The sequence below is a fragment of the Pseudomonas sp. MIACH genome (assembly GCF_001269925.1).
Taxonomy (GTDB): domain Bacteria; phylum Pseudomonadota; class Gammaproteobacteria; order Pseudomonadales; family Pseudomonadaceae; genus Aquipseudomonas.
Map to the genome: position 1 here is coordinate 1 of NZ_LHVO01000066.1, position 15,486 is coordinate 15,486.

Here is a 15,486-nt window from a genome sequence, read left to right on the forward strand (position 1 = left end):
GCCCCAAAACCAGCCTCTACAGAGTGTCTGATACACCGCATTCTGCTTTACTGGGGCTGCTACGCAGCCCAACGCGGGACAAGCCCGCTCGCCACAGGGAGATTTGTCAGGGGCTGAAAAGTTGTGTAGATACCCATGGCTATCGCTGGCAAGCCCGCTCCTAGCGGTAAACGCCGTCCTTCCCGTGCCCCGCCATGGCCTGGTTGCTGCGTACGCTGATCATCAACTTGATGTCTATCCAGTCGATGCCCTGGGCCTTGAGCTTGGGCAGCTCGCGTTCCAGTACGGCCAGCGTTTGTGGGTAGGGGTGGCCGATCATCACCGCCGAACCCTGTTTGTGCGCCAGTTTGATCGCCGTCTGCAATTGCGTGGTGATCGCGGCTTCGGTGCGTTCATCGTCGAGAAACACATCCCGCGAGACATGAGCCAGGCCGATCTTCTGCGCCTCGGCAGCGGCCACGGTCTGTGCGCTGGTGCGGCTGTCGACGAAGAACTTGTTGCGCCGTTGCAGCTCGGCCATCAACCAGGCCATGGCGGCCGGTTGCGCGGTCATGCGGCTACCCATGTGGTTGTTGATGCCGGCAGTGTAGGGCACGGCGTTGAAGGCCGCGTCCAGACGCTTGCCGAGCTCTTCGATGGGCAGCTCGGGGTGCCAGGCGAACGGGCCGGTGGCCGGGTCCATGGGCATGTGCAGGATTACGATCTTGCCGGCCTTGTGCGCTTCGCGGGCGAATTCGGCGGCGTGGGGCGTGTCGGGCATGATCGCCGTGGTCACCGGCCCAGGCAGGGCCAGCACGCGACGATCCCGGGTCAGGTTTTGCCCCAGGTCGTCGATGATGAGGGTCAGGTAGGCTTTGTGGGATTCGCTGGCAGGGGCCGCTTGGGCGACCCCTGCCAGGCTGCACAGCACAGCGATGATCAGGGCAACACGCATATCAACGGCTGCGCGTGATGCTCAAGCCCTTGAGCAGGCTCAGCGCCTGGGCCAGCTGGTAATCATCGTCCTGCGGCATCGGCTTGGCTTTCTTGCTGCTGCCGGTTGGCTGGTCGGCACCGCCGTTGCCATTGCCCAGGTGACCTTGCAGGTCGGCTTCCTTGTAGTACTCGCTGTCGATTTCGTTGGTGATCTTGGCCTTGCGCACTTCGATGTCCGGCACGATGCCCTGGGCCTGGATCGAGCGGCCGTTCGGCGTGTAGTACAGCGCGGTGGTGATCTTCAACGCACGCTCATTGTTCAGCGGCAGCACGGTTTGTACCGAGCCTTTACCGAAGCTGGTGGTGCCCATCAGCACGCCGCGCTTCTGGTCTTGCAGGGCGCCGGCGACGATTTCCGAGGCCGAGGCGCTGCCGCCGTTGATCAGCACGGCCAATGGCACGTTCTCGCTGAGGTCGTTGCCGGTGGCCGAGAAGCGCAGTTCGGAGTTGGCGATCCGGCCCTTGGTGTAGACGATCAGGCCCTTGGTGATGAAGTGGTCGACCACTTCCACCGCCGCTTGCAGCACACCGCCTGGGTTGTTGCGCAGGTCGAGTACGATGCCGCTGAGTTTCTTGCCGTTGTCCTTGCGCAGCTTGGCCAGGGCCTTGGCCACTTCGTCGCCGGTCTTGACCTGGAATTGGGTGATGCGGATGTACCCGTAGCCCGACTCCAGCAGCTGGCTCTTCACGCTCTTGACCACGATGGTCGCGCGGGTGAGCGTCACGTCAAACGGGTTGCCGCCGTCGCGCACCAGGGTCAGGGTGATTTTCTGGCCGATCTTGCCGCGCATCTTGTCGACGGCTTCGGTCATGGTCTGGCCACGGGTCGGCTGGCCGTTGATCTTGACGATAAAGTCACCGGCCTGGATGCCGGCCTTGGATGCCGGGGTGTCGTCGATGGGGGAAACGACCTTGATGTTGCCGTCTTCAGCGCCGACTTCAATGCCCAGGCCGCCGAATTCACCACTGGTGCTTTCCTGCAGCTCGGCAAAATCTTCCGGACCCAGGTACGCGGAGTGCGGGTCGAGGTTGCTGAGCATGCCCTTGATGGCGTTTTCCAACAGGGTCTTGTCGTCTACGGGTTCGACATAGGCTGCCTTGATCCGGTCCATGACCTCGGCAAAGGTGCGCAGCTCGTCCAGCGGCAACGGCGCCTTGGTGGTCGCGGCCGTGGCGGCGGGTGCAGCCGGAGCGGCCTGGTCGGCAAAAGCCAGAGGCGCGCCGATCACCAGGGCGATCGTCAGGGCCAGCGAAGTGAGGCGGGACAAATGCAGCATGTCGAACGAACTCCTAATGTAGATGCGACCCTATCCTTGGGACCGGCACCATTGTGCGGGATCGCTCGGGCGACCCTGCTGACGAATAGCGAAGTACAGCGCCGGGGTGTCCTGGCCACCACTGTTACCGACAGTGGAGATGGATTCACCGGCTTTTACAACATCACCTGCCGACTTGAGTAAAGTCTGATTGTGGCCGTAAAGGCTCAAATAGCCATTACCGTGGTCGAGAATCACCAACAAACCGGCGCCCCGCAGCCAATCGGCAAACACTACGCGCCCGCCGTGAACGGCGTGGACCTGGCTGCCGGCAGACGCGCTGATCATCACCCCATCCCACTTGGCGCGGGTGTCGTCGCCTCGGGTTTCACCGAAGCGCGCCAGTAGTCGACCATCAACTGGCCATGGAAGTTTGCCGCGCGCCGAAGCAAAAGGCCCCCCAAAGGACTCGCCGGCGCTGGAAACCAACGGACCAGGGGCCGCATGCGCCGGTTTACGCGGTGCCGGGGCATCGCTGGTGGCGGCCAGTTCGGCCTCACGCTGACGCTTTTTTTCCGCTTCCTGCTGGGCGATCAGCGCTTTCTGACGCGCTTCTTCGGCCTCACGTGCCTGGCGTGCCAGGGTTTCTTCGATGGTCTTGAGCACCTTGGCCAGGTCGGCCTGGTCCTGCTCGCGGGCCTGGAGCTTGGCGTCACGGGCCTTCACATCGTCATTGAGCTTGGCCAGGGCCAGTTGGCGCTCCTTGCGGACTTTGTCCAGCTCGTCGCGCTGGGTGTCGAGGGCGCTTTTCTGGTCCTCCAACTGCGACTGCTGGTTGGCGATTTCCTGTTCGACGTTGACCAACTGGCGCAGGGTCTCGTTGAAGCTTTTAAGTTGCTCCAGGCGGGCTTTGCTCAGGTAGTCGTAGTAAGTCAGGGTACGCGCGAATTTTTCCGGGTTCTGCTGATTGAGCAGCAGCTTGAGGTATTCCTGGCGGCCGCTCTGGTAGGCGGCGCGGGCCTGGATCGCGATCAAGCGTTGCTGTTCAACGCGCGCGCTCTGGAGTTTTTTTTTCTCAGCGTCGAGTCGCTCCAGTTCCGACTCGCTCTTCTTTAATTCTTTTTGCAGCTCCTGGACCTGCTTCTCCAGCTTGCCCATTTCGGTTTCCGTGCCGCGCAGGTCTTTCTGCACCCCGGATTTTTCTTCCTGGAGCTTGCCGAGCAGTTTTTTCAGCTCGGTAATGTCCTGACGCGTAGCGTCCAACTGTTGTTGAGTTTGTGCGCGCTCGTCGGCAAACGCCGGTTGGAGCAGGCAGACAAGAGCAAGGGTAATCAAGGCGCGAAGCATAGAGGCGGGCGACACCAGGGAAAGGGACGGCCTAGTATGCCCGCCAAGCGTCGCAAAAAAAACGCCCAATTCGGCCTGGAAGGCAAGATAGGTGCCGAGTGGCGGTGGTATGGCAAAAAGACATCTACCAAACGCCGGAGATCCAATGTGGGAGGGGGCTTGCCCCCGATTGCGGTGTGTCAGCTGAATAGGTGTTGGCTGACCCACTGCTATCGGGGGCAAGCCCCTCCCACACTGTTGTTTAGATCAGACCAGGATTGAGGTGCCAGTCATCTCTTTCGGCTTCTCCAACCCCATCAGCATCAGCATGGTCGGCGCCACATCCGCCAGTACGCCGCCATCGCGTACTTTGAAGTTGCGCTTGCCGACGTAGATGAACGGCACCGGCTCGGTCGTGTGAGCCGTGTGAGCCTGGCCGGTGGATTCGTCGGACATCTGCTCGCAGTTACCGTGGTCGGCGGTGATCAGCGCTTCGCCGCCGACTTTTTCCAGCGCCTCGACAATGCGCCCGACGCACAGGTCCAGGCATTCCACGGCCTTGGTCGCAGCTTCCAGGTTGCCGCTGTGGCCGACCATATCGCCGTTGGCGTAGTTGACCACGATCACGTCGTAGCGCTGGTGATCGATGGCATCGACGATCTTGTCGGTGACTTCCGGCGCGCTCATTTCCGGCTGCAGGTCGTAGGTGGCGACTTTTGGCGACGGGATCAGGATGCGCTCTTCGCCCGGGAACGGTTCTTCGCGACCGCCGGAGAAGAAGAAGGTCACGTGGGCGTATTTTTCGGTTTCGGCAATACGCAGTTGGGTCTTGCCGTTCTTCGCCAGGTAGTCGCCCAGCACGTTGTCCAGGCTGCCGGCCGCAAAGGCAGCGGGGGCCGGGATGCTGGCGGCGTATTGGGTCAGGCCTACGAATTGGACTTTTGGCTGGCGAGTACGCTCGAATTCCTTGAAACCGTCTTCGACAAACACACGGCTCAGCTCGCGGGCACGGTCGGCGCGGAAGTTCATGAACACCACGGCGTCGGCGTCTTCGACCTTGACCGGGTCGCCGATGGTCGTGGCCTTGACGAATTCATCGCTCTCGCCACGGGCGTAGGCGGCTTCCAGGCCTTCCTGGGCGGTGGCGGCGTGGAATTCGGCCTGGCCGTCGACGATCAGGTTGTAGGCCTGGGACACGCGGTCCCAACGATTGTCGCGGTCCATGGCGAAGTAGCGGCCCACCAGGCTGGCGATGCGGCCCTTGCCCAGGGCGGCGAAGGTTGCGTCCAGCAGTTCGATGGAGGATTGCGCGCTTTTTGGCGGCGTGTCACGGCCATCGAGGAAAGCGTGCAGGTAGATCTTGTCGGCGCCGCGCTTGAAGGCCAGTTCGGCCATCGCCACCAGATGGTCCTGGTGGCTGTGTACGCCGCCGTCGGACAGCAGGCCCATGAAGTGCACGGCTTTGCCGGCGGCCACTGCTTTATCTACCGCTGCGCAGATGGTCGGGTTCTCGAAGAACTCGCCATCGCGGATCGATTTGGTCACGCGAGTGAAGTCTTGATATACCACTCGTCCGGCGCCGAGGTTCATGTGGCCGACTTCCGAGTTGCCCATCTGGCCGTCCGGCAGGCCAACGTCCATGCCCGAGCCGGAGATCAGGCCGTTGGGCACTGTCGCAGTCAGTCGGTCGAGTACGGGCTTCTTGGCCGCGTATACGGCGTTGTCGTGGTGGCTTTCACTGTGTCCGAAGCCATCGAGAATTATCAGGACCAAAGGTTTAGGCGTGGTAGTCATAGATCCTCTCGCGGCGGTAATAAAGGAAGGCAATTGAAAAGGGAGTGGCAGTTTAAAGCGAAGTTCCGACCACGTCACCGCTTTACGGGGGTTGGCCCCCCCTGACGGCTGTGTATACTTACCGCCATTTTAACGCCCTGGAACCTCCTTGATGGTTGATCACCTGATTGCATTTGCCACTGCCCATTATCTGCTCGTGGGTGCCTTCGTCATCCTGCTGGCGCTGCTGATCGCTCACGAATTGAGCCGTGGTGGCCGCAGCCTGAGCACGTCGGAGCTGACCGCGCTGGTCAACAAGGATGAGGCCATTGTGGTGGATATCCGCCCAGTCAAGGATTTCGCCGCCGGCCATATCGTCGGTGCCCTGAACATTCCTCAGGACAAGCTGATCGCGCGCCTGGCCGAGCTGGAAAAGCACAAGGCCAAGACCATCATCCTGGTCGACGCCCAGGGCCAGCACGCCGGCACCCACGCCCGCGAAATGCTCAAGACTGGTTTCACCGCCGCCAAGCTGTCCGGTGGCATCAGCAGCTGGTGCGCCGATAACCTGCCGCTGGTGAAGTGATATGAGCCAGGTTGTCGTGTATTCCAGCGATTGGTGCCCTTACTGCATGCGGGCCAAGGCCCTGCTGGAGAAGAAGGGCGTTGCCTTCGAAGAAATCAAGGTCGACGGCAAGCCCCAGGTGCGTGCCGAAATGGCCCAGAAGGCGGGGCGCACGTCCGTGCCGCAGATCTGGATCGGCGCCAAGCATATCGGTGGCTGCGATGACCTGTTTGCCCTGGAGCGCGCCGGTAAACTCGATGCGCTGCTGCTCGTCTGACTCCCAACCCCGAAAAGACCCCAAGATCAAGAAGGATCTGCGATGACTGACCAACAGAACACCGAAGCAGCAGAAGCCCAAGGCCCACAGTTCTCGCTGCAACGTATCTACGTGCGGGACCTGTCGTTCGAAGCGCCGAAAAGCCCGGCTATCTTCCGCCAGGAATGGACCCCAAGCGTTGCCCTGGACCTGAACACCCGTCAAAAGGCACTGGAAGGCGACTTCCACGAAGTCGTGCTGACCTTGTCGGTCACCGTCAAGAATGGCGAAGAAGTGGCCTTCATCGCTGAAGTGCAACAGGCCGGTATCTTCCTGATCCAGGGCCTGGACGAAGCGTCCATGAGCCACACCCTGGGTGCGTTCTGCCCGAACATCCTGTTCCCGTATGCCCGTGAGACCCTGGACAGCCTGGTCACCCGTGGTTCGTTCCCGGCGCTGATGCTGGCTCCGGTGAACTTCGATGCCCTGTACGCCCAAGAGCTGCAGCGCATGCAACAGGAAGGCGCACCGACGGTTCAGTAATTTCGAACCCGACGCAGACCCCAATGTGGGAGGGGGCTTGCTCCCGATAGCGGTGGATCAGTCAGATAGATGTCGACTGACACTCCGCCATCGGGGGCAAGCCCCCTCCCACATTTGCTATGTGTGTTACTTGAAACCGAGTTGGCGCCAGCCTTCGTAGACGGCAACGGCGACGGTGTTGGACAGGTTCAAGCTGCGGCAGCCTTCGCGCATCGGCAAGCGCAGGCGATGCCCGTCAGGCAGGGCGTCGAGTACGTCGGCCGGCAGGCCACGGCTTTCCGGGCCGAACAGGAAGGCGTCGCCTTCGGCAAAGCTGGCATCATGGAACGGTCGCGAACCCTTGGTGGTGAACGCGAACAGCCGTGGGTGGCCCAGGCTTTCCAGGCAGCTGGCGAGGTCAGCATGGCGCTGCAGGGTGGCGTACTCGTGGTAGTCCAGGCCGGCGCGGCGCAGGCGCTTGTCGTCCATGTCGAAGCCCAGGGGCTCGATCAAATGCAGGTGGCAGCCACTGTTGGCGCACAGCCTGATAACGTTGCCGGTATTCGGCGGAATTTCTGGTTGAAAAAGGATGACGTGAAACATGCACGGCTCCGAAGGCAAAGATGCGCTGCATTCTACCCCTGAAGAAGACCCAAGACCGAAGCTAATGCCGAGGGTCATGGGCTCATTGGCGATTGTCGGCCTGATGGTGGGCCTGATGATCGGTCGCCTGACCACCCCTGACCCGGTCGAACTGCAGCAGATAGAAACGGCGGCGGACGGTGTGGTGGTGTGGTTCAACAGCGAGCCCAAGCTGCATGGTGAGCATATCGACGGCACCGTGGCGCTGTTGTTCGACGCGCAAGGCAAGGCCGCCAGTGGGCAGCTCAAGGTCAACGACAAGGATGTGAACTGGCGCGTGCGCAAGACCGATGCGGGCTTGCTGCTGAACCTGGTGGCGGCTCGGCCATTGCGCGGGGAGTGGAAGGGCGAGGAGGTCGATGACCGCTGGCGGCTGGAGATCCATCTCCAAGAGCAATAAAAGAGGGAGTTCCCGGCCTGCCTGTACCAGGGCTCCCAAAACGGGGTGAAGCCAGAGGCTTCGGTGTTAAAGAGGGAATCCCCGGCCTGCCTGTACCGAGGTTCCCGAAAGCGGTGTGGAGCGCGACGCGGTTCGCATCAAGCACCCCGGGTGTAAAGAGGGGATTCTCGGCCTGCCTGTACCAAGGTCCCCGAAACTGGGTTGTACTGGGGTTATTGCAGGGCGCGTGCCAGAGTGGCTAAGTTGTGACAAAAAAATTCTTCAGTAAGCGCAAAGCCCCGGAGTACGGGGCTTTGGTGTTTTCGGGATTCAGGTTTTTTTCAGCGGCTCTGAGGTTTCAGGCGTTGGATCCATGCCCGATGCCGGTTCATGGTGCATTGAAGCGGTGCACGATCCTGAAGCTTTGTGACGGTCCAAATGTGGGAGGGGGCTTGTCCCCGATGGCGGTGTATCAGGCACAGATGTTGTGACTGATCTACTGCTATCGGGAGCAAGCCCCCTCCCACATTTGGACCTCAGTAGATTGGAGATCAGGCGTCGTCGCCCTCATCGTCATCCCCGCCATCCACCTTCATGCCCAGCTCCTTGATCTTGCGCGTCAGGGTATTGCGACCCCAACCCAGCAACACGGCGGCATCGCGACGGCGACCGGCGGTGTGCTTGAGGGCGGTTTCGATCATGATCCGCTCAAAGGCCGGTACGGCGCTGTCCAACAGGTTCGACTGGCCGCGTGCCAGGGCCTGGTCGGCCCATTGGCGCAGTGCCTGTTCCCAGTTGGTCACTGGCGCCGAATCCTGCGGCAGGCTCAGCAGCTCCGGCGGCAGGTCGCTGATATGCACTTCGCGCCCGGACGCCATCACCGTGATCCAGCGGCAGGTGTTCTCCAGTTGGCGCACGTTGCCGGGCCATGGCAGGTTCTTCAGGTATTCCTCGGTCTCGCTTTTCAGCAGCTTCGGCTCGACAGCCAGCTCTTGGGCGGCGCGGCTGAGGAAGTGGCGGGCGAGGGTCGGTATGTCTTCGCGGCGGTCCGACATCCGTGGAATGTGGATGCGGATCACGTTGAGACGGTGGAACAAGTCCTCACGGAACTTGCCGGCGTGCACCAGGGTTTCCAGGTTCTGGTGAGTCGCGGCGATGATGCGTACATCGACCTTGACCGGTGTGTGTCCGCCCACGCGGTAAAACTCGCCGTCCGCCAGTACACGCAGCAAGCGGGTCTGGGTGTCGGCCGGCATGTCGCCGATTTCATCGAGGAACAGCGTGCCGCCGTCCGCCTGTTCAAAGCGGCCGCGACGCAGGTTGGCTGCACCGGTGAACGCGCCTTTCTCATGGCCGAACAGCTCGGACTCCATCAGGTCCTTGGGAATCGCCGCCATGTTCAGCGCGATAAACGGCGAGGCCGCCCGTGGGCTGTGACGGTGCAGGGCGTGGGCCACCAGTTCTTTGCCGGTGCCCGACTCGCCGTTGATCAGCACGGTGATGTTGGAATGGCTCAAGCGCCCGATGGCGCGAAACACTTCCTGCATCGCCGGCGCTTCGCCGATGATTTCCGGCGTGCGGGTAAGGGCCGGCGGGGCTTCCTGGTTCTGCTGTTCCTGGGCGTGCTGGTTGGCGCGCTTGACCAGCGCCACGGCCTCGTCCACGTCGAACGGCTTGGGCAGGTATTCGAAGGCGCCGCCCTGATAGGACGCGACAGCGCTGTCCAGGTCGGAGTGCGCAGTCATGATGATCACCGGCAGGCGCGGGTGTTGCTCGCGTATCCGCGCCAGCAGGTCCAGGCCACTGGCGCCGGGCATGCGGATGTCGGAGATGATCACGTCGGGCTGCTGGCGCGCCAGGCGGCTCATCACTCCGTCGGCGCTGTCGAAGCTCTGGGTGGTCATGCCTTCCTGTTGCAAGGCTTTCTCAAGGACCCAGCGGATAGAACGGTCGTCATCGACGATCCAGACGGTTTCACTACGGCTCATGTCGATGGGGCTCCTTGTTCCAGAGGCAGAAAGATCGAGAACGTGGTGTGGCCAGGATGGCTCTCACATTCGATCAGACCCTGGTGCTGGCTGATGATGTTCTGGGTAATGGCCAGGCCCAGCCCGGTACCGTCCGGGCGGCCGCTGACCATGGGAAAGAAAATGGTTTCCTGAAGTTCCACAGGAATGCCCGGACCGTTGTCGATGATCTCGACCTTGGTCACCAAGCGATGGCGCACGTGGCCGATGGTGAACTGGCGCAGGGCGCGGGTACGCAGGCTGATACGGCCCAGGCGCAACTCGTTCTGGCTGCTGATGGCCTGCATGGCGTTGCGCACGATATTGAGCACCGCCTGGATCATCTGCTCGCGGTCGATCAACACGTCGGGAATGCTCGGGTCGTAATCGCGCACCAAGGTGATGCAGCCCTGGCTTTCGGCCTCCACCAGATGGCAGACGCGCTCAAGTACTTCGTGCACGTTGGTCATCGCCAGCGACGGCAGCTTGTTGGAGCCAAGCATGCGATCCACCAGGTTACGCAGGCGGTCGGCCTCTTCGATGATGACGTTGGTGTAGTCCTTGAGGTTCTCGTCCGGCAACTCGCGGGCCAGCAACTGCGCTGCGCCGCGAATGCCGCCCAGCGGGTTCTTGATCTCATGGGCGAGGCCGCGCACCAGCATCTTGCTGGTTTCCTGCTTGGACAGCTGGGCTTCTTCCTTGGTGATGCGCAACAGGCGGTCGCGCGGGTGTACTTCGAGCAGCAGCAGGGTGGCGCCGTTGCTCAGGATCGGGGTTACGGCGTAGTCGACAGTCAGTGTCTGGCCGGTCAGGGCCGTGAGCATCGCCTCGCGCTTGGTGAACGGGTGCGCCTGCTCCACTGCCTGGCGCAACGAGCTCAAGGCTTCGGCCGACTCGGTGAACAATTCGCTGATGAACTGCCCATGGCTGCGCTGGCCGCTGATGGCCAGGAGCATCTCTGCCGCCGGGTTCATGTACTCAAGGCGCAGGTCGTCATTGAGCAGGATGGTCGCGGTGGTCAGGTTGTCGAGTAACAAACGGTGCAGTGCATCGCTGATGGTCATCGGGACCTCTTTTGGAGCAAGGCGCGGGCTTGAGGCACACGCTGATACAAGGAAAATGCAAAAACCAAACCAAGGCTCCGAAAAGAAGCGTGCAGGCCCTGAAATAGGCGTTTAAGGCGCGAAACTGTGGCGTTCTGCCAGCTTCTTCGCGAAGTTTCGAACCAAAATGGTGTGAGGCAGTGGGAAGGGTGCAGGCTATTGCACCAATATAGTGCTGTTTTGTGAAGGTTGTTCAGGAAGTGATGAGAGAGTGCTCTCGGCGGATGTGCGAGAGCGATCTCCGTGGTGGGCTTTATCAATGCGGCTGGGAGAGCGGCATGCCCGCGCTGCCGGCGTAAAAGACCAGCAGCTCCACCGGTGTGGATCCGGTTCTGCCGCGATGGACTGTGCCCACCATCTCGGCCAGGGTTTGCCCTTGTGTCAGGGTGAGGGCTTGCCCGCCTTTACGGGCTTCAACGATCAGCTCGCCCGAGAGGATATACGCTGCATTCGGCATGGGGTGGCTGTGCCAGGGTAACTGCGTATTCGCGGGGATCTTGAGTCGCAACAGCGTGAGTTCCGGCGGGCTGGAGGGGTAAGCCTGGTAAGGTGTTCCGTCCCATGATGCGCTGCTCTGCAGCAGGATCTCCTTTTCGATTTGCATGACGTCTTTCGGCTGGCTGCTGCAGCCTAGGGCAGACAGGCAGGTCGCTGTTGCGATCAAGCATTTGAGGGCTTCCATGGTTGGGTTTCATCCCGTTCGCTGAGTGGCCGGTCAGGCTACGATCGCTGTTCGGGGAGGGATGCCGGAAGGTGCCTAAAATGATGTGGGTGTCATCCGTTATTCGCCTGTGCGGATACACAGCTCGGCCGTAGCGCGGATCATCGCCAGTTGCCGCAGCGGATCGTTCAGCGGCTCATGCACCGCTTCGGCCAGCCATTGAGGGCACTGCGGGTCGGTACGCTGCGGGGTGAAGTCAGCCAATTGCTGCAGCAGGCGTTTCTGCAGCTCATCCAATTGCGGGCGTATCTGCTTCACCAGGTCCGGGCGCGGATCGTCCGGTGCCTTGCCCTGGAACTGCCAGTCGGACAGGTGGGTGTACTGCACCAGTTTGTTCGCCTCGATCTGCGCCGAAAAAAATTGTTCGGCGGTGGCGGGCGCCAATTTGTAGCTCGGTGCCTGGGCCATGACGCTGGCGATCACCTCTTGTTCGCGCTTTTTGTCTTCTACAGGTTTTTTGCTGTCCCATTTGCTCAGGGCCACCTGGTCGGCGATCTCCAGGCGTTCGGCGATGCTGTTGAGCAGCGGCTCAAGAGTGGGTGGCGCAGCCAATGCACTGGCGCTGAAAAACACTAAAGCGAATGCAAGTCGACGTTTCAATGCTGATCTCCTTATGGGAGGGGGAGCGGGTTAATTTCCGGGCAAAAAAAGACCTCCCGAAGGAGGCCTTTTTCAGCATGCTACGTCAAGCAGCGCTACCGGATCAGCAGCTGTAGTACAGCTCGTATTCCAGTGGGTGTACGAAGGTGCGTACTTTGATTTCTTCTTCGCTTTTCAGCTCGATGTAGGCATCGATGAAGTCGTCGCTGAATACGCCGCCTTTGGTCAGGAACGCACGGCCCTTGTCCAGCTCTTCCAGGGCTTCTTTCAGGCTGCCGCACACTTGTGGGATCTCTTTGGCCTCTTCAGGCGGCAGGTCGTACAAGTTTTTGTCGGCGGCGTCGCCAGGGTGGATCTTGTTCTGGATACCGTCCAGGCCGGCCATGACCAGGGCAGCGAAAGCCAGGTATGGGTTGGCTGCTGGATCCGGGAAGCGAGCTTCGATACGGCGAGCGCGCGGGCTGGACACGTAAGGAATACGGATCGAGGCGGAACGGTTGCGAGCCGAGTAGGCCAGCATTACCGGTGCTTCGAAACCTGGGACCAGACGCTTGTAGGAGTTGGTCGATGGGTTGGTGAAGCCGTTCAGGGCCTTACCGTGCTTGATGATGCCGCCGATGAAGTACAGGGCGGTGTCGGACAGGCCGGCATAACCTTCGCCAGCGAAGGTGTTCTTGCCTTCTTTGGCGATGGACAGGTGAACGTGCATACCCGAACCGTTATCGCCGTACAGCGGCTTAGGCATGAAGGTAGCGGTACGGCCGTAGGCATCAGCCACGTTGTGTACGCAGTACTTCAGGGTCTGGACTTCGTCAGCCTTGGCAACCAGGGTGTTGAACTTCACACCGATTTCGTTCTGGCCGGCAGTCGCCACTTCGTGGTGGTGAACTTCGATGACCAGGCCCATTTCTTCCATGGCGTTGCACATGGAGGTACGGATTTCGTGGTCGTGGTCGAACGGCGGAACTGGGAAGTAGCCACCTTTGATGCCTGGACGGTGGCCTTTGTTGCCGCCTTCCACGTCCTGGTCGGACATCCACGAACCCTGTTCGGAGAAGATCTTGAACATCGAACCGGAGATGTCGGACTTGAACTTGACCGAGTCAAAGATGAAGAATTCTGGCTCTGGGCCTACGAATACGGTGTCGCCGATACCGGTCGACTTCAGGTATTCCTCGGCACGCTTGGCGATCGCACGTGGGTCGCGGTCGTAGCCTTGCATGGTCGAAGGCTCGATCACATCGCAGACGATGATCAGCGTTGGGTCTTCGGTGAATGGGTCGAGGACGGCAGTGCTGTCGTCCGGCATCAGGATCATGTCGGAGGCTTCGATGCCTTTCCAGCCAGCGATGGAGGAACCGTCGAACATTTTGCCTTCTTCGAAGAAAGCATCATCCAGCGCGTCGCGAGCCGGCATGGTCACGTGGTGCTGAGTGCCTTTGGTGTCCGTGAAGCGCAGATCAATCCATTTAACGTCATGATCTTTGATGAGTTGAACCGACTTCGACATAGTGTCCTCCGGGTGGCTTCGGGCTGGGGTAGTGGAGTTAGCCCTTAGAATGTGGGTGATGCCGGCGCGGATAGTCCGCCATGGCAACCTGCCTCACAAGAGAGCAAATTGCATGCCAGTGCGCCAACATGGGTTTTTTGCTCCAAAAACGCCCCTATAAAGGTGCATTGCGACAAAAGCGCGAAAATGGCGCACCGCAATGTGGCGCTTCTGGCTGTAAATGCACCTCTTTAGTGCGAGTCGAGAGTTGTGCATATTAACTGGTTAAACCTTGAGCGATTTCCGCTATAATCCGCGCCCCCCTTTTTCGGCAGGCCCTGCGCGCGCTGTTTCCATGAAATTAATCGTTAAAGTCTTCCCCGAGATCACCATCAAGAGCCGACCGGTACGGATGCGTTTCATCCGTCAGTTGGCCAAGAATATCCGTGCCGTGCTCCGCGATCTGGACCCGGCTGTGGTGGTGAACGGTGTGTGGGACAACCTCGAACTGGAAACCCGCCTGACCGACGCCAAAGCCTTGAAGGATATGACCGAGCGCCTGAGCTGCATGCCGGGTATCGCGCATTTCCTGCAGGTGGATGAGTACCCGCTGGGCGACTTCGACGACATCACCGAAAAATGCAAACGGCACTTCGGCGACAGCCTTGAAGGCAAGATTTTTTCGGTGCGCTGCAAGCGTGCCGGCAAGCACCCATTCAGCTCCATGGACGTCGAGAAATACGTCGGCAGCAAGCTGCGTCGCGAGTGCGGCGCCGCTGGGATTTCCCTCAAAGCGCCACAAATTGAAGTGCGCATGGAAATTCGCGACCAACGGTTGTTTGTGATTCACAGCCAGCACGACAGCATCGGCGGCTACCCGCTGGGCGCCCTGGAACAGACCCTGGTCCTCATGTCCGGCGGTTTCGATTCGACGGTGGCGGCCTACCAGATCATGCGCCGCGGCCTGATGAGCCACTTCTGCTTCTTTAACCTGGGCGGGCGTGCACACGAATTGGGCGTCATGGAGGTTGCGCACTTTATCTGGAAGAAGTACGGCAGCTCCCAGCGCGTGCTATTTGTGAGCGTACCGTTCGAGGAAGTGCTGGGCGAAATTCTCGGCAAAGTCGATAACAGTCATATGGGCGTAGTATTGAAGCGTATGATGTTGCGCGCTGCGTCCCGAATCGCCGATCAGTTGCAGATCGACGCGCTGGTGACCGGTGAGGCGATTTCCCAGGTTTCCAGCCAGACGCTGCCAAACCTGTCGCTGATCGACTGCGTGACTGAGAAGCTGGTATTGCGCCCGCTGATCGCCAGCCACAAACAGGACATCATCGACTTGGCAGAACAAATCGGCACCGCCGACTTTGCCAAGCATATGCCTGAATACTGCGGGGTCATTTCGGTGAACCCCAAGACCCACGCCAAGCGCAACCGCGTGGAGTATGAAGAACAACAGTTTGATATGGCGGTTCTGGAGCGTGCGCTCGAGAACGCCAAGCTGGTCCCGATCGATCGTGTTATCGACGAACTGGGCCAGGATGTGCAGATCGAAGAAGTCAGCGAAGCCCTGGCCGGCCAGATCGTCGTCGACATCCGTCACCCGGATGCCGCTGAAGATGAGCCGCTGGAAATTGCTGGCATCGACGTACAAACGCTGCCGTTCTATGCATTGAACGCGCGTTTCAAGGAACTGGATAACAGCCGTCAGTACCTGCTGTATTGCGACAAAGGCGTGATGAGTCGCCTGCATGCCCACCATTTGCTCAGTGAGGGGCATGCCAATGTGCGCGTTTATCGACCGAGCTAAGAGCCCGGGGCTGTTTGCCTGTGGCCTGCGTCACCGGCCCCCCGACTCTGCCGTCAAGCTGTA

At 60.5% G+C, this 15,486-nt stretch carries 15 protein-coding genes; 5 read left to right on the forward strand and 10 right to left on the reverse strand.

What is annotated here, in order from left to right; translation table 11 throughout:
* Positions 1-160: 160 nt before the first annotated feature.
* The 4 genes from AD670_RS29340 to gpmI all read right to left on the reverse strand — a co-directional run bounded on the left by AD670_RS29340 (position 161) and on the right by gpmI (position 5,351).
* The gene (locus AD670_RS29340; protein ID WP_053140386.1) at positions 161-934 is read right to left on the reverse strand and encodes a divergent polysaccharide deacetylase family protein; all 774 of its coding nucleotides are present in this window, start codon (positions 932-934) and stop codon (positions 161-163) included.
* 1 nt (position 935) lies between these two features.
* A complete protein-coding gene (locus tag AD670_RS29345; protein ID WP_053140389.1) occupies positions 936-2,252 on the reverse strand; it encodes a S41 family peptidase in 1,317 nt (438 codons plus the stop codon).
* Positions 2,253-2,282: 30 nt separating this feature from the next.
* Positions 2,283-3,578, reverse strand: a complete 1,296-nt coding sequence (locus AD670_RS29350; RefSeq protein WP_053140392.1) for a murein hydrolase activator EnvC — start codon at positions 3,576-3,578, stop codon at positions 2,283-2,285.
* Positions 3,579-3,824: 246 nt separating this feature from the next.
* Positions 3,825-5,351 (reverse strand): 2,3-bisphosphoglycerate-independent phosphoglycerate mutase, encoded by a 1,527-nt coding sequence (gene gpmI, locus AD670_RS29355; protein WP_053140395.1) that lies wholly within the window; start codon positions 5,349-5,351, stop codon positions 3,825-3,827.
* A 151-nt stretch (positions 5,352-5,502) separates the two neighbouring features.
* Here gpmI and AD670_RS29360 point away from each other — a divergent pair, with 151 nt between their 5' ends.
* From AD670_RS29360 to secB, 3 genes are read left to right on the forward strand one after another with little or no spacing between them, the layout of a single operon-like run.
* Complete coding sequence (locus AD670_RS29360) at positions 5,503-5,916, forward strand: rhodanese-like domain-containing protein (protein ID WP_053140397.1); 414 nt, start codon at positions 5,503-5,505, stop codon at positions 5,914-5,916.
* A 1-nt stretch (position 5,917) separates the two neighbouring features.
* Positions 5,918-6,172, forward strand: a complete 255-nt coding sequence (gene grxC / locus AD670_RS29365; RefSeq protein ID WP_010213876.1) for a glutaredoxin 3 — start codon at positions 5,918-5,920, stop codon at positions 6,170-6,172.
* Between the two features lie 42 nt (positions 6,173-6,214).
* A complete protein-coding gene (gene secB, locus AD670_RS29370) occupies positions 6,215-6,694 on the forward strand; it encodes a protein-export chaperone SecB (RefSeq protein WP_014716520.1) in 480 nt (159 codons plus the stop codon).
* 126 nt (positions 6,695-6,820) lie between these two features.
* Here the strand turns inward: secB and AD670_RS29375 are convergent, their stop codons facing one another.
* Positions 6,821-7,276, reverse strand: a complete 456-nt coding sequence (locus AD670_RS29375; protein ID WP_046070509.1) for a tRNA (cytidine(34)-2'-O)-methyltransferase — start codon at positions 7,274-7,276, stop codon at positions 6,821-6,823.
* Here AD670_RS29375 and AD670_RS29380 point away from each other — a divergent pair.
* Complete coding sequence (locus AD670_RS29380) at positions 7,275-7,715, forward strand: hypothetical protein (RefSeq protein WP_053140400.1); 441 nt, start codon at positions 7,275-7,277, stop codon at positions 7,713-7,715. The genes AD670_RS29375 and AD670_RS29380 overlap by 2 nt on opposite strands.
* A gap of 530 nt (positions 7,716-8,245) precedes the next feature.
* Here AD670_RS29380 and ntrC read toward each other — a convergent pair.
* From ntrC to glnA, 5 genes are all read right to left on the reverse strand, one after another.
* A complete protein-coding gene (gene ntrC, locus AD670_RS29385; RefSeq protein WP_048723367.1) occupies positions 8,246-9,682 on the reverse strand; it encodes a nitrogen regulation protein NR(I) in 1,437 nt (478 codons plus the stop codon).
* On the reverse strand, positions 9,679-10,764 hold the full coding sequence (glnL, locus tag AD670_RS29390; protein WP_053140402.1) for a nitrogen regulation protein NR(II): 1,086 nt from the start codon (positions 10,762-10,764) through the stop codon (positions 9,679-9,681). The genes ntrC and glnL overlap by 4 nt, the downstream gene beginning before the upstream one ends.
* 295 nt (positions 10,765-11,059) lie before the next feature.
* A complete protein-coding gene (locus tag AD670_RS29395) occupies positions 11,060-11,485 on the reverse strand; it encodes a cupin domain-containing protein (RefSeq protein WP_053140404.1) in 426 nt (141 codons plus the stop codon).
* Between the two features lie 99 nt (positions 11,486-11,584).
* Entirely contained in the window at positions 11,585-12,124 is a 540-nt protein-coding gene (locus tag AD670_RS29400; protein ID WP_053140407.1) for a chorismate mutase, read from the reverse strand.
* A 103-nt stretch (positions 12,125-12,227) separates the two neighbouring features.
* Positions 12,228-13,634: a glutamate--ammonia ligase gene (glnA, locus tag AD670_RS29405; RefSeq protein ID WP_024072899.1), complete on the reverse strand. Its 1,407-nt coding sequence runs from the start codon at positions 13,632-13,634 to the stop codon at positions 12,228-12,230.
* 334 nt (positions 13,635-13,968) lie between these two features.
* Here glnA and thiI point away from each other — a divergent pair, with 334 nt between their 5' ends.
* Positions 13,969-15,423, forward strand: a complete 1,455-nt coding sequence (gene thiI, locus AD670_RS29410) for a tRNA uracil 4-sulfurtransferase ThiI (protein WP_053140409.1) — start codon at positions 13,969-13,971, stop codon at positions 15,421-15,423.
* Positions 15,424-15,486 lie beyond the last annotated feature (63 nt).